Genomic DNA, 24221 nt, shown 5'->3' on the forward strand with positions numbered 1-24221 from the left:
GCTGGCCATGTCCTCCAATTCCATTCATATCGACGAACTCCACGCGTATGCCGACGGCCGCTTGCCAGCCGCGCGCCGTGCTGCCGTGGAGGCTTATCTTGCCGCGCACCCCGGCGCAGCTGCCGAAGTCGCCGGGTGGCGCAAGATCGACGCGGAATTGCACCGCGCGCTTGATCCGCTGCTGAACGAACCGGTGCCGCGGCGCAGCATTCCGGCGGAAATCCTGGCGGCGGCGCGGCGTCCGACCGCAGCCGCTTTTGGTGCGATGCGCGGCTGGAGTGTCGCGGCGCTGGGCGTGGCTTGCCTGGCCATCGGCTCGGGCGCCGGCTGGCTTGGTCGAGGTGCGGCCGAGCGCACCCTGCCCATGCAACGTTTCGCCAACGATGCACTCGTATCGCACGTCGTCTTTTCTCCCGAGTCGAAACACATGGTGGAAGTGCCGGCTGATGAAGAGGCGCATCTCGTCACATGGTTGTCGCGCCGGCTCGACGCACAGTTGCGCGTTCCCGACCTGACGTCGCTTGGCTACCGGCTCATCGGCGGCCGGCAGACGGTGGTGGCGGACGCGCCGACGGCCATGCTGATGTACGAGGGGCCGGGCGGCACGCGTATCTCCGTGCAGTTGCGGCGCATGCCGAACAATCGCGATACCGGTTTCCGTCTGGAGAAGCTTGCTCCCGACAACCGCGTGCTGCAGGCGATCCATCCTGTGGGCGACCATCCGCCGCCAATGGCGTTTTACTGGGCGGATCATGGTCTCGGGTTTGCGGTCGCCGGCCCTCTTGCGCGGGCGCAGTTGCTGGAAGTGGCGCAAGTCGTCTTTCGGCAGTACAGCGAATTCACGGGGTCGGCGGAGCCCAAGGAATAGCACTCCATTTTTTTCGCGGCGCGCTGTCAGGTCGGCAGCGCGAGCGCGACCAACGCACATGGGACAGCGTTCCCGCACAACGAGGACCACGAATCATGTTGATCAAGACTGACCGCTGGCTGCGTGGCGAGGACATCCCCGCTGGCGAGATCACGCCGCAGCACATCTTCGAGCAGCGCCGCCGCTTCCTGACTGCCGCTGCCATGGGCGCCGCCGGCGCAACGCTGGCACCGTGGGCGTCGCGCGAGGCCTTCGCCGCCAGCCCGTCGCTGGCCAAGCTGGCCGGCAAGCCCAACCCGGCGTACACGACCGTGGAGAAAGCCACCCCGTACGAACAGGTCACCACGTACAACAACTTCTACGAGTTCGGCACCGACAAGGCCGATCCGGCGCGCTATGCAGGCACGCTGCGCCCGCACCCCTGGCAAGTCAGCGTGGAAGGCTTGGTGAAGACGCCCAAAACCTACGACCTGGACGACCTGATGAAGCTCGCGCCGATGGAAGAGCGCGTCTACCGCCTGCGTTGCGTCGAGGGCTGGTCGATGGTGATTCCATGGGTGGGCTTCCCCTTGGCCGAGCTGATCAAGCGGGTGGAGCCTCAGGGCAGCGCCAAGTATGTCCAATTCATCTCGTTGGCCGACAAGCGCCAGATGCCCGGCATCAGCAGCCCCGTGCTGGAGTGGCCGTACAGCGAAGGCCTGCGCCTGGACGAGGCGATGCATCCCTTGGCATTGCTCACCTTTGGCCTCTACGGCCAGGTGTTGCCGAATCAGAACGGTGCGCCGGTTCGCGTGATCGTGCCGTGGAAGTATGGCTTCAAGAGCGCGAAGTCCATCGTCAAGATCCGCTTTGTCGACAAGCAGCCGCCGACGAGCTGGAACCTTGCCGCGGCCAACGAATACGGCTTCTATTCCAACGTGAACCCGACCGTGGATCATCCGCGATGGAGCCAGGCCACCGAGCGCCGTATCGGCGAGGACAAAGGCGGCTTCGGCGGCCTGTTCGCGCCCAAGCGCAAGACGCTGATGTTCAACGGCTATGAGCAGGTCGCGCCGCTTTACGCAGGCATGGACCTGCGCAAGAACTTCTGAGGGCGACATGACACTGCTGCCGCCGATGTTGGCGCCCAAGCCATTGCGTGTGGTGAAGGCGATCGCATGGATCGTGGCGCTGCTGCCGTTCCTGCGCATCGTCTTCCTGGGCGCGACAGACCAGTTCGGGGCCAACCCTCTGGAGTTCGTCACGCGCTCGACCGGTACGTGGACGCTGGTGCTGCTCTGCTGCACGCTGGCCATCACGCCGCTGCGCCGCATCACGGGCATGAACTGGCTGATCCGGCTTCGCCGCATGCTCGGGCTGTACACGTTCTTCTACGGCACGATCCACTTCCTGATCTGGTTGCTGGTCGATCGCGGGCTCGACCCAGCGTCGATGTTGAAGGACATCGTCAAGCGGCCCTTCATCACCGTAGGCTTTGCGGCCTTCGTGCTGATGATTCCGCTGGCCGCCACGTCGACCAACGCGATGGTGCGCAGGCTCGGCGGCAAGCGTTGGCAGTGGCTGCACCGGCTTGTCTACGTGACGGGCGTGCTCGGCATCCTGCACTACTGGTGGCACAAGGCCGGCAAGCATGACTTTGCCGAGGTGTCGATCTACGCCGCAGTGATGGCGGTGCTGCTCGGGCTGCGGGTGTGGTGGGCTTGGCGCTCGCCGCGCAGTGCGATGGCCGGAGGAGCGATGCCGGCGCGTGATTGATACCGGTCGCGCCCACAAAAAAGCCGACGTTGACGCGTCGGCTTTTTCTTTGCGATGCGGGCTTACGCCGGGAACAGATGCTCGCCGCGGATCAGGTCTTCAAAGCACTCGCGCTCGCGCGCCAGATGGACTTTGTCGCCATCGACGATGACTTCTGCTGCGCGATTGCGCGTGTTGTAGTTCGAACTCATCGTGAAGCCGTATGCACCCGCCGACAGGATCGCCAGCACGTCGCCCGGCTGCACCGCCAGCGAACGGTCGCGGCCCAGCCAGTCGCCGGATTCGCACACCGGGCCCACCACGTCGTACACGACCGGCGCGCTCTGGCTTTCGCGCACCGGCACGATGTGGTGATACGCCTCGTACATCGCAGGGCGGGCGAGGTCATTCATCGCCGCATCGACAATGCAGAAGTTCTTGCTCGCGCCGGGCTTGAGGTATTCGACGCGCGTGAGCAGCAGGCCGGCGTTGCCCACCAGCGAGCGGCCGGGTTCGAACAGCACGGTGCGATCGCCGAAGCCGCGTTGCTCGACACGGTCCAGCAGCGTGCGCGCAAAGGCGGTGATGTCCGGCGGCGTCTCGTCCGTGTAGGTGATGCCCAAGCCGCCGCCCACATCGATGTGCGACAGGCGGATGCCCTCGGCGTCGAGCTGCGTCACCACGTCGAGCACCTTGTCGAGCGCATCCAGGTACGGCGACACCTCGGTGATCTGCGAGCCGATATGGCAGTCGATGCCGACCACGCGCAGGTTCGGCATCGCGGCGGCCGCGCGGTAGGTCGGCAGCACTTCGTCAAACGCCACGCCGAACTTGTTGCCCTTCAGGCCCGTCGAGATATACGGGTGCGTCTTGGCGTCCACGTCCGGGTTGATGCGCAGCGACACGGGCGCGACCTTGCCCATCGATCCGGCTACGTCGTTCAGGCGGTGCAGCTCGGGAATCGACTCCACGTTGAAGCACGCCACGCCGACTTCCAGCGCGAAACGCATTTCGTCCGCGCTCTTGCCCACGCCCGAGAACACCACCTTCGAGGCCGGCGCACCGGCGGCCAGCACGCGCTTCAGTTCGCCGGCGGACACAATGTCAAAGCCTGCGCCCAGCTGTGCGAACACCTGCAGCACGGCCAAGTTGGAGTTGGCTTTCATGGCGTACTGCACGTGCGCGTTGCGGCCCTCGCACGCGGCGGCGTAGGCGCGATAGTTGGCTGTGAGCGCGGCGCGCGAGTACACGTAGGTGGGCGTGCCGAACTGCGCGGCAATCGCATCCAGCGCGACGCCTTCGATCATCAGCGCGCCTTCCTGGCGAATCAGGGACTCGGACATGAGTGGGGAACATTCTGGGCATCGCCCGGGATAAGGGCAGTGCCGGTTGAGCAAAAAGGACGGGATCAGCGGTTCGCGGGCACCGCGCTGGCCGCATCTGCGGCTGCGGGTTTAGCGCCAGGCACCGGCGGCTGCGGCACGGCGTTGGGGCCGGCGATGCCGGGGTCGGCTGTTTGCGGCGCGGTCGGCGCCGGCGGCACCTTGGGCATGTACAGCGGCCCGCGAATTCCGCAGCCGGATAGGCCTGCGACCGTCAGGGTCAGGCCGACAGTGGCTACAATGGCGGCGGTTCGTATCATCGGATGATGGTGCAGAAAGGATGCCCCAGGGGTGTGGCCCTTGCGGCAATCGGAGTCATATGGGACGAAGCGCCTGCTGGTCAGGAAGGGCCGGAAATGGCCGCCACGCAACGTCCGCGCAAGATTTTGGAGTGTAGCATGCCCCCCCTGAGCGAATCGGAGTTCCTGGCGCTGGCCGAGGCGGAACTCACCCGCATCGAAAGCATCGTCGAAACGGCCGCCGACGAGGCCGATGCCGACATCGAGATCAACCGTACCGGTAACGTGCTGACGCTTGAATTCGACGATGGCTCCAAGATCATCGTCAACAGCCAAGCGCCGATGCAGGAACTGTGGGTCGCGGCGCGTGCCGGCGGTTTCCACTTTCGCCGCGGCGACGACGGCCGCTGGGTCGACACGCGCAGCAAGGAAGAGCTGTATGTGGCGCTCTCGCGCTATGTCAGCCAGCAAAGCGATGTGGACGTGACATTGGCGGCCGGCTGAGCGCAGCGTTCTCGTCGGATGCCAAATTAAAAGCCGCCCCGAAGGGCGGCTTTTTCATGGGCGCGACGTTCAGTTGCCGCGGAACATGTCGAGAATCTTCTGTTTCTCCTGTTCCTGCGTCGGCGCGAGGTTGATGCCAGGCTGTTGTGACGGGTCGCCGCCCGGCGCCGAGGCTCCCGGCAGCGCATCGCCCAGGCCCACCGACGCCACGCCCTGACCGTTGGCGTATTCCTCGTAGGCCCAGTCGCCCGCCATCTGCACGACGCCTTCGGGCGGCTGACGTTCGGTCTGCGGCTCGCCCTTGAGCGCGTAGCTCATGTAGTTGATCCAGATCGGCAGGGCCAGGCCGCCGCCGGTTTCGCGATCCCCCAGGCTGCGCGGGTTGTCGTAGCCCATCCAGGCCACGCCGACCAGCTTGGGCGTGTAGCCGCAGAACCACGCGTCGAACGAGTCGTTGGTGGTACCGGTCTTGCCGGCCATGTCGTTGCGGCCCAGCTTGACCTTGGCCTGGTAGCCCGTGCCGTTCGACACCACGCTGCGCAGCAGCGAATCCATGATGAAGTCGTTGCGCGGATCAATCACGCGCACGGCATCCTTGCCGGCGGTCATCGGATGGCTTTGCTGCACGACCGTGCCGCGCGCATCGACCACGCGATCGATGATGTACGGGTTCACGCGGTAGCCGCCGTTGGCAAACACCGAGTAGCCGCTCGCCATCTGCAGCATCGTGACCGAACCTGCGCCCAGCGCCATGGGCAGATAGGCGGGGTGCCGATCGGCATCGAACCCGAAGCGCGTGATGTATTGCTGCGCGTACTGGGTACCAATCGCCCGCAGGATGCGCACCGACACCAGGTTCTTCGACTTCTGCAGCGCGCGGCGCATCGTCATCGGGCCGTCATAGCCGCCGCCGTAGTTTTTCGGTTCCCACACCTGGCCACCGGTGTCGCCGGTCGGGATGGAGAGCGGCGCGTCGTTGATGACCGTGGACGGCGAGAAACCCTTGTCCACCGCCGCCGAATAGATGAACGGCTTGAAGCTCGAACCCGGCTGGCGCCAGGCCTGCGTGACGTGGTTGAACTTGCTGCGGTTGAAATCGAAGCCGCCAACCATGGAGTAGATCGCGCCCGTCTGCGGATCGAGCGAGACGAAGCCCGAGGCCACTTCCGGCAGCTGCGTGATCGACCACTTCTGCGTCTTCGTGTCCTGGATCACACGGATCACCGCGCCTGGGCGCAATTTGATCTTGGGCTGGGCATTGTTCGACAGCGCGGCCTGTGCAAAGCGCAGCCCGTCGCCGGACAGATCGATCGTCTCGCCGGTCAGCATCGTCGCGCGCACCAGCTTGGGCGTCACGCTCACCACCACGGCGGACTGCAGATCGTCGCTGTTCGGATGTTCGAGCAGGGCGTCGTCGATGGCCTGTTCGCGCTCTTCGGCATCGGAGGGCAGGTCGATGAAGGCTTCCGGGCCGCGATAGCCGTGACGGCGCTCGTAGTCGAGAATGCCTCGGCGCACGGACTGATACGCCACGTCCTGGTCGGCCTTGCGCAGCGTCGTGTAGACGTTCAGGCCGCGCGTGTAGGTTTCTTCGCGGTATTGCGCATACATGAGTTGGCGCACCATTTCGGCCACGTACTCGGCGTGCACGTCGAACTCATGGCCTTCGCCACGCACCGGCAGTTGCTCATTGATGGCCTGGGTGTACTGCTCGGGCGTGATGTAGTGCAGGTCGCGCATGCGCTGCAGGATGTATTCCTGACGCACCTTGGCGCGCTTCGGGTTCACCACCGGGTTGTACGCCGACGGCGCCTTGGGCAGGCCGGCCAGCATGGCCGCTTCGGCCAGGGTGATGTCCTTGATGTTCTTGCCGAAGTAAATCTGCTCGGCGCTGGCGAAGCCGTACGCGCGCTGGCCCAGGTAGATCTGGTTCATGTACAGCTCGAGGATCTGATCCTTTGTCAGGCTCGCCTCGATCTTGTACGACAGCAGCATCTCGTAGATCTTGCGCGTGTACGTCTTCTCGCTCGACAGGAAGAAGTTGCGCGCCACCTGCATCGTGATCGTCGACGCGCCTTGCGACAGGCCGCCGTGCAGGTTCGCCAGGCCCGCGCGCAGTACGCCGATGAAGTCGACGCCGCCGTGCTCGTAGAAGCGGTCATCCTCGATGGCCAGCACCGCGCGTTTCATCACGTCCGGCATCTGCGTGATCGGCACGAAGCTGCGGCGCTCCTCACCGAATTCCCCAATGAGGACGTTGTCGGCGGTGTAGACACGCAGCGGAATCTTCGGGCGGTAATCGGTGATGGCGTCAAGCGACGGCAGATTGGGCGCGGCGACGAGCAGGGCATAGCCCAGCAGCAGCGCCCCGACGACCCCCATTGCAACGAACAGGCCAAGCATCCAGAGAAGCAATCGCGCCCACAGCGGGCGGCGGGCTTTAGGCGGCTTGGGCGAAGCTGGGGTGGTTTGGGCAGTAGCCATTACAGGTGGGCACCGGGGGTGTCAGTCAGCGTGGCGGCGATTATATCGTCGCGGCTTCGGGGGTCTGGCCGCGCTGGACGTAACAACGCGTAACCACTGTCACGTCAGGGCAGCGCTGCGCACTTGTGCGCCGCGTCATGCATGTTCCGCGGGCGGATTGTGCGCTCGCCGCACCCTGATTCAAGGCGGCTAAGAATCGGCCGTTAGAAGTAGACGGAGCGGAAATCAAGTCAGACGAAAGGGGTATCCCCCGACCGTGGGGTTTTGACAACGCTTTGGGAAGGGCATGGCGCGAAATGCATCGCGGTCTGCCTGAGCGTTTGCCTGTTCTAAAGGATTTTGTGAGAATCCAGCAGCAAATCTAAGCAGGCTATGGCGCACGTTGGATTTGCGACGGGCGCCAGGGTTCAAAAAACTATAAACGGTGGGGTGTCTCTGTGCGACGGGGTTTGTTGTCCGGCCTGCTGCGCCGCAATATCGTCGGGATAGATATCGGGTCTTCCAGCGTCAAGGTGGTGGAGTTGTCCGCCAACGGCAAGCAGGGGGATTTCCGTCTCGAAAAATGCGCCAGCGAGCTGATTGAACGCAGTGCCGTCGCTGACGGCAATCTGGTGAATATCGATGCGGTGGGGAGTGCGCTCAAGCGCGCCATCGCCAAGGCGGGCATTCGCGGTAAGGAAGCCGTGCTTGCCATTCCCGCAAGCCTGACGGAATCGCAGACCGTCAGCCTGCCCGACAACCTGACCGAAGACGAGCTCTTCGTGCAGGTGGAGAGCGAAGCCAACCGGCTGTTTCCGCCCTCGCAGAACGTCAATTTCGACTATGTCGTGATCGGTCCGTCCGAAACCGAAGGCGGGATCGGCGTGCGCGTCACGGCAACGGTGTCCGAGCGCGTGACCGAGCGCGTGACCGCCGCCGAGATGGCCGGTCTGAAAGCGATCGTCATGGACGTGGAAGAAAACGCCATCCAGCGCGCCATGACGCACATGCTGGCGGTCAAGCCCGACGCCACCGAAACCGAGACGCGCGACATGCCTGTGGTGGCGATGTTCCACCTGGGCGGGGCACGCTCGCACGCGCTGTTCTACCAAGGCTGGAAGGAGCTGTACGAGCAACCGATGTCCGGTTCTGGCGACCAGCTCACGCAAAGCATCTCACGCCTGTTTTCCCTCGACCTGCTCAAGGCCGAGGTGAAGAAGCGCAAGAACACGCTGCCCGACGAATACCGCAGCCAGCTGCTCAAGCCCTCGCTTGAGACACTCGCCATGGAAGTCGGTCAGGCCATCCAGAACTTCCTGTCGACTTCGAGCGTCGGTCGCGTCGACGAGATCGTGCTGTCGGGCGGCCACGCATCGTTGCTGGGTGTGCAGACCGCGATCCAGCAGCAGACGCAGATCAACACGACGCTGGCCAATCCGTTCGCCAACATGGGCGCGGCCAAGAACGTCAACGCGCGCTATCTGCAGCGCGATCTGCCGGCCTACATCGTCAGCGCAGGCCTCGCCCTGCGCGGGCTGCAATAAGGAGCTGACGATGGCCAATGAAAGCGCGAATGCCGTGAATGCGCTCCCCAGCGTCAACCTGCTGCCGTATCACGCAGAGCGACGCGCCGGTAAGCGCAAGAAAGTCTTCATGAGCCTGGGCGGCGCCGCCGTTGCGGGCGCGGTGGTGGTGTTTCTGGGCGGCATGGTGATCGATCACCAGACCGAAGAGGCACAACGCATCAACGACATCCTCACGCAGAAGAACGCGGAGATGGACAAGCAGATCGCCGAAGTCAACACCCTCAAGAAGGACATCGACGACCTGCTGCAACGGCAGCAAGCGGTGGAAAGCCTGCAGAACCAGCGCAACCGCCCGGTGCAGTTGCTCGAAGAGCTCGTGCGCCAGGTGCCGGACGGCATCTACCTCACGTCGCTCAAGCAGGATGGCGACCGTTACACCGTATCCGGTGTGGCGCAGTCCAACGAGCGCGTGTCGGACCTGCTGCGCAATCTGGGCGCCGTGCCCTGGCTTGATCATGCTGAGCTGGGCGAATCGGTGGCTACCACCATGACGAACAACCTGAAGGAACAGCGCCGCCTGTTCAATTTCACGATCCGCTTCCAATGGAAGGCCGAGCCGGCAGCGCCGGCCAAGCCGGGTGCGGCCACGGCGGGGAAATAACCATGGCGCTCTCGACCGAAATTTCGCTGGAAGACCTGGTCAGCCAGTTCCGCGGCCTGAACCTGAATGAGCCGGAAACGTGGCCGATGGCGCCGCGCATCCTGTTCATGATTCTCTCCGCCGTGCTGGTGATCGGACTGGGCTGGCAGTTCTACTGGAGCGGCAAGTTTGACGAGCGCGACGCCAAGCGCACCGAACAGGACAACCTGAAGTCGGCATACCAGAGCAAGCTTGCGCAGGTAGTGAACCTCGAAGCGCTGCGCAAGCAGAAGGCTGAGGTGGAGCAGCGTGTCGCGAAGCTTGAGCTGCAACTGCCCAACAAGACCGAGATGGATGCACTGTTGGCCGATGTCAACCACGCCGGTATCGCGCGTGGGCTGACCTTCGACCTGTTCCGTCCGGCGGGTGCGGTGATCAAGCCCTACTACGCCGAGATCCCGGTGGCGGTGAAGGTGAATGGTCGCTATCACGACATGGCGCTGTTTGCTGCCGATGTGGCGGCGCTGTCGCGCATCGTCACGCTGCAGAACATCTCGCTGACAGGCACCAAGGATGGCGGCATGGTGATGGAAACGCGCGCCGAGGCCTACCGGGCGCTCGACGCCGAAGAGCAGGCTGCCCAGCGCAAGGCGAATGCAGCCGCCAAGGGAGGCGCCAAATGAGGGGCCGCACCATGAGCCGTCGTCGCATGTCGCACGTTCTGCGTCTGTCGCCGCTGTGCCTGGCCGTCGTGCTGACGGCCTGCGGCGCAAGCGAAGACGATGAATTGCAGCAATGGATGCAGCAAGCGCGCCAGAGCGTCAGTACGACCGTGCCGCCGCTGCCCGAGCCCAAGCCTTACGCGCCGCGCGAATACACGACCACCAAGCAGACTGATCCGTTCAGCGTGCAGAAGGTGGCAGAGCTGTCGCGCGCGCAGAACGAATCGCCGGAACCGAATCGCCGTCGCGAGCCGCTGGAAGACTATCCGTTGGAAGCCTTCAAGCTGGTCGGGACGATGAAGCGCAATGGCGAGACGGAAGCCGTCGTGTCTGTCGGGGACAAGACGCAGCATGTGCATGTGGGGCAGTACATCGGACAAAACTATGGTCGCATCGTCCGCATCGGAGACCAGGAACTCACCCTGCGTGAGCTGGTGCGCGAAGGCACGACCGAATGGAAAGAAAAAATGACGACCCTGAAAGTTCAGGAGAGCGCGCAATGACGATGCGTCTTGTGAAGGGTGGCCTGTCGCAGGCAGCCCGAGTGGCCCGGGGGGGCGCGGTGGCATGGCTTTCGCTGTGCCTGTTCATGGTGGCCGGTCAGGCTGCCGCCCAGCAGGCGGCGCCTGCGGCGGCCGTCTCCGGCAACACAATCGAAAAGGTGGAGCAGGCCACGGCCGGCGAATCCACCGTGGTGACGGTCACGCTCAAGAGCGCGCCGACGCAGAAGCCGGTGGAGTTCAGCACGCAGCAACCTGCGCGCATCGCCATCGACTTCTTCGGGGCGAGCTTCGCGCAAGGCCGCGCCAATTACCAATACGGCGGCAAGCTGCTGCGCTCGGCGAACGTCGTGCAGATCGGCGACCGTACCCGCGTCGTGCTCGACTTGTCGCGCCAGACGCAATACAAGTCGGAAGTGCGCGGTAACCAGTACGTGCTGACGCTGGAAGCTGCGCCGGTGGCGGCGGCTGTCGCGGCGCCGACGTTCTCGGCGCCGACGCCCGTCGCTGGCGCCGAGCGTCCGGCGGTGCGCAACGTTGACTTCCGCCGCGGCGAGGATCTCGCCGGTCGTGTGGTGGTCGACCTGTCGACTGCCAACTCGGCGATCAACATCGCCCAGCAAGGTCAGAACCTTGTCGTCGATTTCGTCGGTGCGACGCTGCCGCAGTCGCTGCGGCGCCGCTATGACGTCAGCGATTTCGGCACGCCGGTGCAGGCCATGCGCGCCACCGACAACGGCACTGGCGCACGCCTGATCATCGAGCCGCGCGGCAACTGGCAGTACAGCTCGTACCAGACCGACACGCAGTTCGTCGTGGAAGTGCGCCCGACCAAGGAAGACCCGAACAAGCTGATTTCCGGCCCGGGCTACCGTGGCGAGCGCCTGTCGCTGAACTTCCAGAACATCGATGTGCGCTCGTTGCTGCAGGTCTTCGCAGACTTCACGAACCTCAACATCGTGACCAGCGACAGCGTGACGGGCACCCTGTCGCTGCGTCTGAAGGATGTGCCCTGGGATCAGGCACTGCAGATCGTGCTGGATTCGAAGGGCCTGGCGTCGCGTCGCAACGGCAACGTGCTGTGGGTTGCGCCGCGCGGTGAGCTGGCCACGAAGGAAAAGGCCGAGCTTGAGTCGCAGCAGCAAGTGACCGAGCTGGAGCCGCTGCGCAGCCAGGTGTTCCGCCTGAATTATCAAAGCGCTGGCGATGTGCGGAACATGCTGCTGGGTACCGGCGCGGCAGGTGGAGCAGGTGGTGCTGCTGGCGGTACGACTTCCCGGATTCTGTCCAAGCGCGGCTCGCTCACGGCGGATACGCGTACGAACCAGCTGTTCGTCTCGGACATCCCGAGCAAGCTGGAGGAAGTGCAGGCGTTCCTGCTGAAGATCGACATTCCGGTGCGCCAAGTGATGATCGAAGCGCGCATCGTCGAGGCGGACGACACGTTCAGCCGCAACCTCGGCGCGAAACTGGGCTTTGCCTCCAAGACCAACGGTGCCGGTTATGGCAATACCTACACCAACGTGGTGTCGCCTGTGACGCAAAACGCCACGTGGGACAACAGCCCCGCGATCAGCTTCCCCGCCAATGGCATCAACGGCGTGAACGCGGCAAGCGTGGCCGTGAGCCTGTTCAATGCCGGTGCCGGCCGCTTCCTGGCGCTGGAACTGTCTGCGCTAGAGGCTGACGGCCGCGGCAAGATCGTCTCCAGCCCGCGTGTCGTGACTGCTGACAACATCAAGGCGCTGATCGAGCAAGGTACTGAGATTCCGTACCAACAGGCGACGTCTTCCGGTGCGACTTCGGTGCAGTTCAAGAAGGCCAACTTGAAGCTGGAAGTGACGCCCAAGATCACGCCGGACGGCAACATCTTCCTCGATGTGGACGTCAACAAGGACAGCGTGGGTATCCAGACCACCAACGGTTTCGCCATTGACACCAAGCACGTGCAGACGCAAGTGTTGGTGGAGAACGGCGGCACGGTCGTGATCGGTGGTATCTACACGCAGAATGAGCGGACCGACATCAACAAGGTGCCGCTGCTGGGCGACATTCCGGTGCTGGGCAATCTGTTCAAGAGCACCAACAAGATCAACAACCGCACGGAGCTGCTGGTCTTCCTGACCCCGCGCGTGCTGTCCGACCAACTGTCGCTGAAGTAAGCCGCGGCGGCATCGCCATCTGAAAGCCCGGCCTCCCGAGTGGAGCGCCGGGCTTTTTTGTGTCATGCGGCCGGGTTTGTGCAGGATGGTGACCAAATGCCACTACAATCAAGCTCAAATTCCTGATTTCACGCGATTTTGTCTGTTTCGAACGTTTTTTTCGTCGGCTTGATGGGCGCGGGCAAGACCACGGTCGGCCGGGCGGTGGCGCGTCGGCTCGATCTGCCGTTCTTCGACTCCGATCATGAGATCGAAGCACGCTGCGGCGTGCGCGTGCCCGTCATTTTCGAGCACGAGGGCGAAGTGGGTTTCCGCGACCGCGAAACCCACATGATCGACGAGCTGACCGCGCGCGATGGCGTGGTCATCGCCACGGGCGGCGGCGCCGTGTTGCGGGCCGAAAACCGGGCGTTCCTGCGTGAACGCGGCACGGTGATCTACCTGCGTGCCAATCCGCATGACCTGTATCTACGCACGCGCCACGACAAGAACCGGCCGCTGCTGCAGACAGAAAATCCGCGTGCCAAGCTGGAGGAACTGCACGCGATCCGTGATCCGCTGTACCGTGACGTGGCGCACTTTGTCATCGAAACCGGCAAGCCCACCGTCGCCCAGCTTGTTAATATGGTGCTGATGCAACTGGAGGTGGCCGGCATCGTGGTACCGCCTGCAGGCGCGCCCACCTCTTCGCAAGTCTCCCCTCAGTCATGATTACCGTTGATGTTGACCTTGGCGATCGCGCCTATCCGATCCATATCGGCTCGGGGCTGCTGTCCAGAGCTGAGTTGTTCGCTCCACACATTCGCGGCGCGCGTGCCGTGATCGTCACCAACGAGACCGTCGCACCGTTGTATGCGGCCAAGGTCGAAGCGGTCATTCGTTCGCTCGGCAAGGCGGTCGACACGGTCGTGCTGCCTGATGGCGAATCGTTCAAGAAGTGGGACACGCTCAACCGCATCTTCGATGCGCTGTTGACCGCAGGCGCAGATCGCAAGACCACGCTGATCGCCCTCGGTGGCGGCGTGATTGGCGACATGACGGGCTTTGCCGCCGCCTGCTACATGCGCGGCGTGCCCTTCATCCAGGTGCCGACGACGCTGTTGTCGCAGGTCGATTCTTCGGTGGGCGGCAAGACGGGCATCAACCACCCGCTGGGCAAGAACATGATCGGCGCGTTTCACCAGCCGCAGGCGGTGCTGGCCGATATCGATACGCTGCGCACCTTGCCGGCACGCGAGCTCGCTGCCGGCATGGCCGAGGTGATCAAGCATGGTGCGATTGCCGATGCCGATTACTTCGCCTGGATCGAGCAGAACATCAAGGGCCTCAACGATTGCGATACCGACCTGATGGCCGAAGCCGTGCGCGGCTCGGTGCGCATCAAGGCGGCTGTCGTGGCGCAGGACGAGCGCGAAACCGGCCTGCGAGCTACTCTCAATTTCGGCCATACCTTTGGTCACGCCATCGAGGCAGGCCTCGGCTACGGCGAGTGGCTGCACGGCGAGGCGGTCGGCTGTGGCATGGTGATGGCGGCGGACCTGTCGCATCGCCTGGGCTTCATTGACATCGACACCCGCAACCGGATCACTGCGCTCACGCGTGCGGCCGACCTGCCGACGGTGGCGCCGGACCTCGGCGTCGATCGGTTCATCGACCTGATGCGCGTCGACAAGAAAGCCGAAGCCGGCGAGATCAAATTCGTGCTGCTGCGCAAGCTGGGCCAGGCGTTTGTGACCACGGTGCCCGACGCCGACTTGCGCGCCACCTTGCAGCACGCCGTGCTGCGACCACCCACCGAAGCGCCCGTCGCCTGAGACAAGACGAGATGGCCCGATGAACGACCGATTTGATGTGCCGTCCGCGCCGTTCGATCTCGAGGGCCCTCTCGCTCCCTACGCCGCGCATTCGGCGCAGACGCGCGGCCGCGTCCACGCCGAGCCGCCGTCCACGTCGCGCACCGAGTTCCAGCGTGACCGCGATCGCATCATCCACAGCACCGCTTTCCGCCGGCTTGAATACAAGACGCAGGTCTTCGTGAACCACGAGGGCGACTTGTTCCGGACGCGGCTCACGCACAGTCTGGAAGTCGCGCAGATCGCCCGTTCGATCGCGCGCAGCCTGCGCCTGAACGAGGATCTCGTCGAAGCGATTTCGTTGGCACATGATCTGGGCCACACGCCGTTCGGCCATGCCGGGCAGGATGCGCTCAACGATTGCATGAAGCCGTACGGCGGCTTCGAGCACAATCTGCAGAGCCTCCTCGTGGTCGACCGGCTGGAAGAGCGCTACGGCGGTTTCGACGGGCTGAACCTGACGTTCGAAACGCGCGAAGGCATTCTCAAACACTGCTCGCGCAATAACGCAGCCACGCTGGGTGACCTTGGGCGGCGCTTTCTCGAGGGGCAACAGCCTTCGTTGGAAGCGCAGCTTGCCAACCTCGCCGATGAGGTCGCGTACAACAACCACGATATCGACGACGGCCTGCGCTCCGGCCTGATCACGCTGGAGCAACTCGAAGACGTGCCGCTGTGGGCCGTCCACCGGCGCGAAGCCGAGGCGGCGTTTCCGGACGTCAGTGGCCGACGCCTGATCAACGAAACCATTCGCCGCATGATCAACGCGCTGATCGTCGATCTGATCGGCACCACGCGCGCGGGCATCGCTGAAGTCGCGCCGCAATGCATCGACGATGTGCGTGCCGCGCCGGCGCTCGTTGCGTTCTCAGATCCGATGCGCGAAGAGGCGCGCGCGCTCAAGCGGTTCCTGTTCGATAACCTGTATCGGCATTACCTCGTGATGCGCATGGCCGCGAAGGCTCGCCGCATCATCGACGATCTGTTCCGCGCCTTCATGGATGACCCGCGCCTGCTGCCGCCGCAATACCAGGCGAAAGACGCCCCCGAAGAGCAGCCGCGCTGGATTGCGCATTACATCGCTGGCATGACGGATCGTTACGCCATCAAGGAGCATCGCCGCATCTTTGCTGTGGATGCGGTTTGAGCGACGGCGGCTTCGGTCGCGCCGCAAACCCGCGCGCAGCTTGCCAACGATTTGGCATCAGCAGCTCTAAACCGAGCGCCCAAAAAAAATGCCCGGCCGCCCCAACGCATGCCGGGCCGAACGCGCCAACCACCGCCGACGAGCGCCCCCGCCGTCGACGGCCCCTGCGGCACGTCGGTAAAAGTCGATCAGGACAGTGTCAGTTCGCTGATCGTCCTCCCTTAAAAGCGATAGCCCAGGCCAATGCCCAGCAGCCACGGGTCAACCTTGACCTTGCTGATGGTCTGGCCGGCCATCTTCACGTCGGCGCTGATCCAGGTCTTTTTCAGGTCGACGTTGAAGTAGAGGCGTTCCGTCAGGCGGTAGTCGAAACCTGCCTGCAGCGCGGGACCGAAGCTGTTTTTGCTGAGATCCAGCGGACCAACGCCCGGCACTTGCAAATTCACATTCGAGATGCGCGTGTAGTTGATGCCTGCACCCACGTACGGCTTGAAGCGCGACTCGGGCGTGAAGTGATACTGCATTGTCAGAATCGGCGGCAGGTGGCGGAAATTGCCGATCTTGGTCGGGCCGCCGAGCGCGCTTTGCATGACGGTCACGTCGTGCTGTTGCGGGTAGGTCAGGATCAGCTCGGCCGCGAGGTGCGGTGTAAAGAAGTACGAAATGTCCAGCTCAGGCAGGACCTTGTTGTTGATCTGGATCGCGTCAGCCGGAATGGCCAGCGCAGGTACCGCATCGGATTTATTGGCGGCTGTCAGGTTGACGGCGCGCAGGCGCACCATCCAGTTGCCGGTGGCCGGCGCCAAATCTGCGCTCTGCGCAAAGGTGGTCTGGCTGAATACGGCGGCAAGCATGCCGGCGGCTACAGCAACAACGGCTAGGCGGTGAAAAGCCATGAATCGCTCCCTCTCGTGTTGTCTCGTGATGTGATGGAAGCCAGTCTCGCGGGGAAGTCGCCCAGCCGATTTGCTCGGGATCAAGTTCTGCCTGTCGTGGGTGGCATGTAAGGCCGCCGATTTGACGGCACGCAAACTCCGCCGTCGCATCTCCACGACAGCCGCCATGCAAGCGTTTGCCTGCTGAAAATTGGGGACAGGTTCGCGGCGTTCAGGCTACGATGGCGTTTTTCGTTGCGCTGTTTCCTCCATGGCCCGCCTGCCTCGCCTCAGTCCGACCGACGTCCCCGTGCACGTGTTGCAGCGCGGCAACAATCGCCAAGCCGTCTTTCGTGGTGACGAGGACTACGCGTTCTACCTCGACACGCTGCGCATGGCGGCGCGCGAGCATGACTTCGCGATCCATGGTTTCTCGCTGATGCCGAATCACGTCCATCTGGTCGGCACGCCCAAGGTGGCGGAAAGCCTCTCGCGCACGCTGCAGGCCGTCGGACGACGCTACACGCGTTACTTCAACGCCGCCGCCGATCGGAGTGGAACGCTGTGGGAAGGGCGTTTCCGCTCGACCGTGCTGGACCCGGCCGAATGGGTACTGCCGATCCTGCTGTATGTGGAGTCGAACGCCGTGCGCGCGGGCCTCATCAGCACGCCGGAAGAAGACCGATGGAGCACGTATCGTCACCACGTCGGCATCCAATCGATCCCGTGGGTGAGTGACCACTATTGCTATTGGCGGCTTGGCAATACGCCGTTCGAGCGCCAATCACGCTACCGGACCTTGTGGCATGAAGGTTTGGGCTCGGACCAGCTCGCGCAGATTCGCCAGCACGTGCACAGCGGCTGGCCGCTTGGCAATGAAGCGTTTCTGGCAACACTCGCGCGCACCGGAGGCCGTCGCGTCGCGCCATTGCCCAAGGGTCGGCCGCCGCGCCAACCCGAAGAAGCCGGATCGGAAAGCACCGCGCATACCGAATAAGGGATGGTGGCGCAGTGATGCATGGTCCGCGCGATTGCGGTCGAATTTAACCTGTCCCCATTAATAAACCCGCACTGATGTCGTGCATTTATTAATTTACTCCGACCCCATTTAAAAACTTTTGCCTGTTACAGGCCACTCTTTTATATTCGTTTCACCCCGCATTCATGGTGCGGCGCGCCATTGCCTGTCTGCCACCGCATCCGCACCATCGCGAGGGCCCTCCACGGCGCGCTGTACCCACAACATCGGAAGATCGCCGTGGAACAACATTCCTTCCCCATCACGCCGTCAGCGCCGTCGGCCCAGGGTCTGTACGACCCGACCAATGAACACGACGCTTGCGGCGTCGGCTTCGTCGCCCACATCAAGGGCAAGAAGAGCCACGAGATCGTCCAGCAAGGCTTGCGCATCCTGCACAACCTGGATCACCGGGGCGCGGTTGGTGCCGACCCGCTGATGGGCGACGGGGCCGGCATCCTGCTGCAGATTCCCGATCAGTTCTTCCGTGAAGAGATGGCCAAGCAGGGCATCAACCTGCCGCCGGCCGGCGAATACGGCGTCGGCATGATCTTCCTGCCGAAGGAGCACGCCTCGCGCCTCGCATGCGAACAGGAACTTGAGCGCACCGTGCGCCTGGAGGGCCAGGTTGTGCTGGGTTGGCGCGACGTGCCGGTCGACAAGACCATGCCGATGTCGCCCACGGTGCAGAAGACCGAGCCGGTGATCCGCCAGATCTTCATCGGGCGCGGCCGCGACATCATGACCACCGACGCGCTGGAGCGGAAGCTGTACGTGATCCGCAAGACCGCCAGCCACGCCATCCAGGCGCTCAAGCTCAAGCACGGCAAGGAATACTTCGTGCCATCGATGTCGGCGCGCACGATCGTCTACAAGGGCCTGCTGCTGTGCGAACAGGTCGGCCGCTATTACCAGGATCTCGCAGACCCGCGCACGGTGTCGGCGCTGGCGCTGGTGCACCAGCGTTTCTCGACCAACACGTTCCCCGCATGGGAACTGGCGCACCCGTACCGCATGGTTGCGCACAACGGCGAAATCAACACCGTCAAGGGCAACGTCAACTGGATCAACGCGCGTACGGGCGGCATCTCGTCGCCGGTGCTGGGCGATGACCTGCCGAAGCTCTGGCCGCTGATCTATCCGGGCCAATCCGATACGGCATCGTTCGACAACTGCCTCGAACTGCTGACGATGGCCGGCTATCCGCTGGCCCAGGCGATGATGATGATGATTCCGGAAGCGTGGGAACAGCACACGCTGATGGACGACAACCGTCGCGCCTTCTACGAATACCACGCCGCAATGATGGAGCCGTGGGACGGCCCCGCCGCCATCTGCTTTACCGATGGTCGCCAGATCGGCGCAACGCTCGACCGTAACGGCCTGCGTCCGGCGCGTTATTACGTCACCGACGACGACATGGTCGTGATGGCGTCGGAAGCCGGCGTGCTGCCGATCCCCGAGTCGCGCATCGTCAAGAAGTGGCGCCTGCAGCCGGGCAAGATGTTCCTGATCGACATGGAGCAAGGCCGCATCATCGACGACAAGGAACTCAAGGACAACCTGGCCAACGCCAAGCCGTACAAGAGCTGGATCGATGCCGTGCGCATCAAGCTCGACGAGCTGGAAGCCAAGCCGGAAGACGTGGCCGCCGAAACCAAGCCGGCCGCGAAGCTGCTGGACCGTCAGCAGGCTTTCGCCTACACGCAGGAAGACGTCAAGTTCCTGATGACGCCGATGGCCGCCAACGGTGAAGAAGCCGCCGGCTCCATGGGCAACGACAGCCCGCTGGCCGTCCTGTCGTCCAAGAACAAGACGCTCTACAACTACTTCAAGCAACTGTTCGCGCAGGTCACGAACCCGCCGATCGACCCGATCCGCGAAAACGTGGTGATGTCGCTCGTCTCGTTCATCGGGCCGAAGCCGAACCTGCTGGAGTTGAACAACATCAACCCGCCGATGCGCCTTGAAGTGAGCCAGCCCGTGCTGGACTTCAAGGACATGGCGAAGATCCGCAACATCGAGCACTACACCGGCGGCAAGTTCATGGCTTACGAGCTGGACATCTGCTACCCGGTGGCCTGGGGCAAGGAAGGCATCGAAGCGCGCCTGGCCTCGCTGTGCGCCGAGGCTGTCGATGCGGTCAAGTCGGGCTACAACATCCTGATCGTCTCCGACCGCGCGGTCGACGAGAAGCAGGCCGCCATTCCGGCGCTGCTGGCCACGTCTGCCATCCACCATCACCTGGTGGACAAGGGCCTGCGCACGAGCACGGGCCTGGTCGTCGAAACGGGTTCGGCCCGCGAAGTACACCACTTCGCGCTGCTGGCCGGCTACGGCGCGGAAGCCGTGCATCCGTACCTGGCAATGGAGACGCTGGCTGAATTGGCGCCTGGCCTTGGCCTGACCGCCGAGAAAGCCATCTACAACTTCACCAAGGCGATCGGCAAGGGTCTGCACAAGGTGATGTCCAAGATGGGCATCTCGACGTACATGTCGTACACCGGCGCACAGATCTTCGAGGCGATCGGCCTGTCGCGTGAGCTGGTCGACAAGTACTTCCAAGGCACGGCATCGAACGTGGGTGGCATCGGCATCTTCGAGGTGGCTGAAGAAGCGCTGCGCCTGCATCGCGACGCCTTTGGCGATGCGCCGGTGCTGGCCAACATGCTGGACGCCGGCGGCGAATACGCCTACCGCGTCCGCGGCGAAGAGCACATGTGGACGCCGGATTCGATCGCCAAGCTGCAACATGCGACGCGCGCGAATTCGTACCAGACGTACAAGGAATACGCGAACCTCATCAACGATCAGAGCAAGCGCCACATGACGCTGCGCGGTCTGTTCGAGTTCAAGGTGGACCCGGCCCGCGCGATTCCGCTGGAAGAAGTCGAGCCGGCCAAGGAGATCGTCAAGCGCTTCGCGACGGGCGCCATGTCGCTCGGTTCGATTTCGACCGAAGCACACACCACGCTGGCCGTGGCGATGAACCGCATCGGCGGCAAGTCGAACACGGGCGAAGGTGGTGAAGACGAGCGTCGTTATCGCAACGAACTGCGCGGCATTCCGATCAAGCAGGGCACGAAGCTGTCGGACGTGATCGGCCGCGAAGTGGTCGAGCGCGATCTGGAACTGCAAGAAGGCGATTCGCTGCGCTCAAAGATCAAGCAGGTGGCGTCGGGCCGTTTTGGCGTGACGGCCGAGTACCTGGCTTCGGCTGATCAGATCCAGATCAAGATGGCGCAGGGCGCGAAGCCCGGCGAGGGCGGTCAGCTGCCAGGCCACAAGGTGACGGATTACATCGGCAAGCTGCGTTACGCGGTGCCGGGCGTGGGGCTGATCTCGCCGCCGCCGCACCACGACATCTATTCGATTGAGGATCTGGCGCAGCTCATCCACGACCTGAAGAACGTGAACCCGCGTTCGGACGTGTCGGTCAAGCTGGTGTCGGAAGTGGGTGTGGGCACAGTGGCGGCAGGTGTCGCCAAGGCCAAGGCAGACCACGTGGTGATCGCCGGTCATGACGGCGGCACCGGCGCTTCGCCGTGGTCGTCGATCAAGCATGCCGGCACGCCGTGGGAGCTGGGCCTGGCCGAGACGCAGCAGACGCTGATGCTCAATGGCCTGCGCAACCGCATCCGCGTGCAGGCCGACGGCCAGATGAAGACCGGCCGTGATGTCGCGATCGGTGCGCTGCTGGGCGCCGACGAGTTCGGCTTTGCGACCGCCCCGCTGGTGGTTGAAGGCTGCATCATGATGCGCAAGTGCCACCTGAACACCTGCCCGGTCGGCGTGGCGACGCAGGATCCGGTGCTGCGCAAGAAGTTCTCGGGCAAGCCCGAGCACGTGGTGAACTACTTCTTCTTCGTGGCAGAAGAAGTGCGCGAAATCATGGCGCAGCTTGGCATTCGCACGTTCAACGAGCTGATCGGCCGCGCGGATCTGCTCGACACGAAGGCCGGTATCGAACACTGGAAGGCCCGCGGTCTGGACTTCGCGCGCATCTTCTATCAACCGGCCAAGAAGGAAGGCGAGCCGTGCTACCAGGTCGATGTGCAAGACCACGGCCTGGATCGCGCGCTGGATCATCAGCTCATCGAGAAGGCCAAGGCTGCGCTGGAGAAGGGCGAGCGCGTCTCGTTCATCCAGCCGGTGCGCAACGTCAACCGTACCGTGGGCGCGATGCTCTCGGGCGAAGTGGCCAAGCGCTATGGTCACGAAGGTCTGCCCGATGACTCGATCCACGTGCAGATGCAGGGCACGGCCGGCCAGTCGTTCGGCGCGTTCCTGGCGCACGGCATCACGCTGGACCTGGTGGGCGACGGCAACGACTACGTGGGCAAGGGCCTGTCGGGCGGCCGCGTGATCGTGCGCCCGCCGCACGAGTTCCGCGGTGAGCCGACCAACAACATCATCGTCGGCAACACCGTGCTGTACGGCGCGCTGGCTGGTGAGGCGTTCTTCAATGGCGTGGCCGGCGAGCGCTTTGCAGTGCGCAACTCCGGCGCCACCACGGTGGTGGAAGGCACAGGCGACCACGGCTGCGAATACATGACCGGCGGCACCGTCGTCGTGCTCGGCGCCACCGGCCGCAACTTCGCGGCAGGCATGTCGGGCGGCGTCGCCTACGTCTATGACGAAGACGGCCTGTTCGACAAGCGTTGCAACACGGCGCAGGTCGCACTGGAATCCGTGCTGTCGGCGGCCGACCAGGAGAAGGCCCACACGCCGTCGACCTGGCACAAGGTGAACGGCGAGCGCGTGCTCGACGAGCAACTGCTCAAGGCGCTGGTGGAAAAGCACTTCCGCTACACCGGCTCCGAGCGTGCCAAGGAGCTGCTGGCCGACTGGAACAACGCGCGCCGCCGCTTCGTCAAGGTCTTCCCGACCGAGTACAAGCGTGCGCTGGCCGAGATGTACGAACGCGAACAGGAAGCCGGCCGCGAACAGATCGCAGCCTGATTTCCGCCGACTGGGCGAATGGCTGATCTGCTGATCGGCCGTTCGCCACCAACGAATACAACGCAACCTCACAAGACAGGCTCGACTGCCTGGCTGGCGCGACTGTGCCGGCGGAGCAGCATCGGGCCAGGAAGGACACCATGGGCAAGGCGACCGGTTTTCTCGAATTTCCCCGCCAGAACGAGGCATACGAAGCGCCCGAAGCGCGCGTGAAGCATTACAAGGAATTCGTGTTCGCGCTGGCGGACAACGAAGCCAAGATCCAGGGCGCGCGCTGCATGGACTGCGGCATTCCGTTCTGCAACAACGGCTGCCCCGTCAACAACATCATCCCGGACTTCAACGACCTGGTGTATCGCCAGGACTGGAAGACCGCGATTGAGGTGCTGCACTCGACCAACAACTTCCCCGAGTTCACGGGCCGCATCTGCCCGGCACCGTGCGAAGCGGCTTGCACGCTGGGCATCAACGAACTGCCGGTGGGCATCAAGTCGATCGAGCACGCCATCATCGACAAGGCCTGGAAAGAAGGCTGGGTCGCGCCGCAAGTGCCGAAGCACAAGACCGGCAAGACCGTGGCCGTGGTCGGCTCGGGCCCGGCTGGCATGGCCGCAGCACAGCAACTGGCGCGCGCTGGTCACGACGTGACGCTGTTCGAAAAGAACGATCGCATCGGCGGCCTGCTGCGCTACGGCATCCCCGACTTCAAGCTGGAAAAGGCGCAGATCGACCGCCGCATGCAGCAGATGGAAGCTGAAGGCGTGACGTTCCGCACCGGTGTGATGGTAGGCGACAAGACGGTTCCCGCCGGCATCGCCAACGACGCTCGCGAGACCATCGCCGCGGAAGACATCCTCAAGCAATTCGACGCCGTCGTGCTGACGGGCGGGTCGGAAGTGCCGCGCGATCTGCCGGTGCCGGGCCGTGATCTGGACGGCGTGCATTACGCGCTCGAATTCCTCATCCCGCAGAACAAGGAAGTGGCCGGCGATGCACCGAACCCGATCCGCGCTGACGGCAAGCATGTCATCGTCATCGGTGGCGGCGACACGGGTTCGGACTGCGTTGGCACGTCCAACCGCCATGGCGCCGCATCGGTCACGCAGTTCGAACTGCTGCCGCGTCCGCCTGAAGAAGAGAACAAGCCGCTGGTGTGGCCGTACTGGCCGATCAAGCTGCGCACGTCGTCGTCGCATGACGAAGGCTGCGAGCGCGACTGGTCGGTCGCCACCAAGGCGCTGATCGGCGAGAACGGCCGTGTGACGGGTCTCACCGCCGTGCGCCTGGAGTGGAAGGACGGCAAGATGACCGAAGTGCCAGGCAGCGAGTTCACGCTCAAGGCCGATCTCGTGCTGCTGGCGATGGGCTTTACCAACCCGGTCGGCGGCGTGCTGGACGCCTTTGGCGTGACGAAGGATGCGCGCAACAACGCGCGTGCGGCCACCGAAGGCGACAACGCCTACGCCACCAACGTGCCGAAGGTCTTCGCCGCCGGCGATGTGCGCCGCGGGCAGTCGCTGGTTGTGTGGGCGATCCGGGAAGGCCGCCAGGCTGCCCGTTCGGTTGATGCGTTTCTCATGGGCCATTCGGAACTGCCGCGCTGACCACGCGGTTGACCGTTTGACT

At 63.9% G+C, this 24221-nt stretch carries 19 protein-coding genes; 15 read left to right on the plus strand and 4 right to left on the minus strand.

The window, feature by feature from the left end; genetic code table 11:
* The first annotated feature begins 7 nt into the window (after window positions 1-7).
* The 3 genes from R2669_RS22585 (at window position 8) to msrQ (ending at window position 2623) form a co-directional block, all read left to right on the plus strand.
* Entirely contained in the window at window positions 8-868 is an 861-nt protein-coding gene (locus R2669_RS22585; RefSeq protein ID WP_316902106.1) for an anti-sigma factor family protein, read from the plus strand.
* A 95-nt stretch (window positions 869-963) separates the two neighbouring features.
* Window positions 964-1959, plus strand: a complete 996-nt coding sequence (gene msrP / locus R2669_RS22590) for a protein-methionine-sulfoxide reductase catalytic subunit MsrP (RefSeq protein ID WP_316902107.1) — start codon at window positions 964-966, stop codon at window positions 1957-1959.
* A gap of 7 nt (window positions 1960-1966) precedes the next feature.
* Window positions 1967-2623 carry a protein-methionine-sulfoxide reductase heme-binding subunit MsrQ gene (gene msrQ / locus R2669_RS22595; RefSeq protein WP_147215111.1) on the plus strand — a complete coding sequence of 219 codons (657 nt, stop codon included), beginning with the start codon at window positions 1967-1969 and terminating at the stop codon, window positions 2621-2623.
* A 62-nt stretch (window positions 2624-2685) separates the two neighbouring features.
* Here the strand turns inward: msrQ and lysA are convergent, their stop codons facing one another.
* A complete protein-coding gene (gene lysA / locus R2669_RS22600) occupies window positions 2686-3945 on the minus strand; it encodes a diaminopimelate decarboxylase (protein ID WP_316902110.1) in 1260 nt (419 codons plus the stop codon).
* Between the two features lie 65 nt (window positions 3946-4010).
* The gene (lptM, locus tag R2669_RS22605) at window positions 4011-4244 is read right to left on the minus strand and encodes an LPS translocon maturation chaperone LptM (protein ID WP_147215115.1); all 234 of its coding nucleotides are present in this window, start codon (window positions 4242-4244) and stop codon (window positions 4011-4013) included.
* 138 nt (window positions 4245-4382) lie between these two features.
* Here lptM and cyaY point away from each other — a divergent pair, with 138 nt between their 5' ends.
* Entirely contained in the window at window positions 4383-4727 is a 345-nt protein-coding gene (cyaY, locus tag R2669_RS22610) for an iron donor protein CyaY (RefSeq protein ID WP_316891585.1), read from the plus strand.
* A gap of 69 nt (window positions 4728-4796) precedes the next feature.
* Here the strand turns inward: cyaY and R2669_RS22615 are convergent, their stop codons facing one another.
* Window positions 4797-7211: a penicillin-binding protein 1A gene (locus R2669_RS22615; protein WP_316876715.1), complete on the minus strand. Its 2415-nt coding sequence runs from the start codon at window positions 7209-7211 to the stop codon at window positions 4797-4799.
* A gap of 452 nt (window positions 7212-7663) precedes the next feature.
* On the opposite strand from R2669_RS22615, the gene pilM reads away from it, so the two are divergent.
* The 8 genes from pilM (at window position 7664) to R2669_RS22655 (ending at window position 15740) form a co-directional block, all read left to right on the plus strand.
* Window positions 7664-8734 (plus strand): type IV pilus biogenesis protein PilM, encoded by a 1071-nt coding sequence (pilM, locus tag R2669_RS22620; RefSeq protein WP_186829286.1) that lies wholly within the window; start codon window positions 7664-7666, stop codon window positions 8732-8734.
* A gap of 10 nt (window positions 8735-8744) precedes the next feature.
* Window positions 8745-9377: a PilN domain-containing protein gene (locus R2669_RS22625; RefSeq protein ID WP_147215120.1), complete on the plus strand. Its 633-nt coding sequence runs from the start codon at window positions 8745-8747 to the stop codon at window positions 9375-9377.
* A gap of 2 nt (window positions 9378-9379) precedes the next feature.
* On the plus strand, window positions 9380-10039 hold the full coding sequence (locus R2669_RS22630) for a type IV pilus inner membrane component PilO (RefSeq protein WP_316902112.1): 660 nt from the start codon (window positions 9380-9382) through the stop codon (window positions 10037-10039).
* Window positions 10036-10581: a pilus assembly protein PilP gene (locus R2669_RS22635; RefSeq protein WP_004634554.1), complete on the plus strand. Its 546-nt coding sequence runs from the start codon at window positions 10036-10038 to the stop codon at window positions 10579-10581. The genes R2669_RS22630 and R2669_RS22635 overlap by 4 nt, the downstream gene beginning before the upstream one ends.
* 2 nt (window positions 10582-10583) lie before the next feature.
* Window positions 10584-12740, plus strand: a complete 2157-nt coding sequence (gene pilQ / locus R2669_RS22640) for a temperature dependent type IV pilus secretin PilQ (RefSeq protein WP_316902176.1) — start codon at window positions 10584-10586, stop codon at window positions 12738-12740.
* A 138-nt stretch (window positions 12741-12878) separates the two neighbouring features.
* Window positions 12879-13451, plus strand: coding sequence for a shikimate kinase (locus R2669_RS22645; RefSeq protein ID WP_316876718.1), 573 nt, complete (start codon window positions 12879-12881; stop codon window positions 13449-13451).
* Window positions 13448-14554, plus strand: a complete 1107-nt coding sequence (gene aroB / locus R2669_RS22650) for a 3-dehydroquinate synthase (RefSeq protein ID WP_316902113.1) — start codon at window positions 13448-13450, stop codon at window positions 14552-14554. The genes R2669_RS22645 and aroB overlap by 4 nt, the downstream gene beginning before the upstream one ends.
* A gap of 19 nt (window positions 14555-14573) precedes the next feature.
* Complete coding sequence (locus R2669_RS22655; protein ID WP_316876722.1) at window positions 14574-15740, plus strand: deoxyguanosinetriphosphate triphosphohydrolase; 1167 nt, start codon at window positions 14574-14576, stop codon at window positions 15738-15740.
* A gap of 221 nt (window positions 15741-15961) precedes the next feature.
* Here the strand turns inward: R2669_RS22655 and R2669_RS22660 are convergent, their stop codons facing one another.
* Complete coding sequence (locus R2669_RS22660; protein ID WP_316902115.1) at window positions 15962-16636, minus strand: OmpW/AlkL family protein; 675 nt, start codon at window positions 16634-16636, stop codon at window positions 15962-15964.
* Between the two features lie 250 nt (window positions 16637-16886).
* On the opposite strand from R2669_RS22660, the gene R2669_RS22665 reads away from it, so the two are divergent.
* The 3 genes from R2669_RS22665 to R2669_RS22675 all read left to right on the plus strand — a co-directional run bounded on the left by R2669_RS22665 (window position 16887) and on the right by R2669_RS22675 (window position 24199).
* Entirely contained in the window at window positions 16887-17612 is a 726-nt protein-coding gene (locus R2669_RS22665) for a transposase (RefSeq protein WP_316902117.1), read from the plus strand.
* A gap of 261 nt (window positions 17613-17873) precedes the next feature.
* Window positions 17874-22595 carry a glutamate synthase-related protein gene (locus tag R2669_RS22670; RefSeq protein WP_316891589.1) on the plus strand — a complete coding sequence of 1574 codons (4722 nt, stop codon included), beginning with the start codon at window positions 17874-17876 and terminating at the stop codon, window positions 22593-22595.
* 140 nt (window positions 22596-22735) lie between these two features.
* Window positions 22736-24199, plus strand: coding sequence for a glutamate synthase subunit beta (locus R2669_RS22675; protein ID WP_147215139.1), 1464 nt, complete (start codon window positions 22736-22738; stop codon window positions 24197-24199).
* Window positions 24200-24221 lie beyond the last annotated feature (22 nt).

This window comes from Ralstonia edaphi, from assembly GCF_958350185.1.
In the GTDB taxonomy this organism is placed as follows: domain Bacteria; phylum Pseudomonadota; class Gammaproteobacteria; order Burkholderiales; family Burkholderiaceae; genus Ralstonia; species Ralstonia edaphi.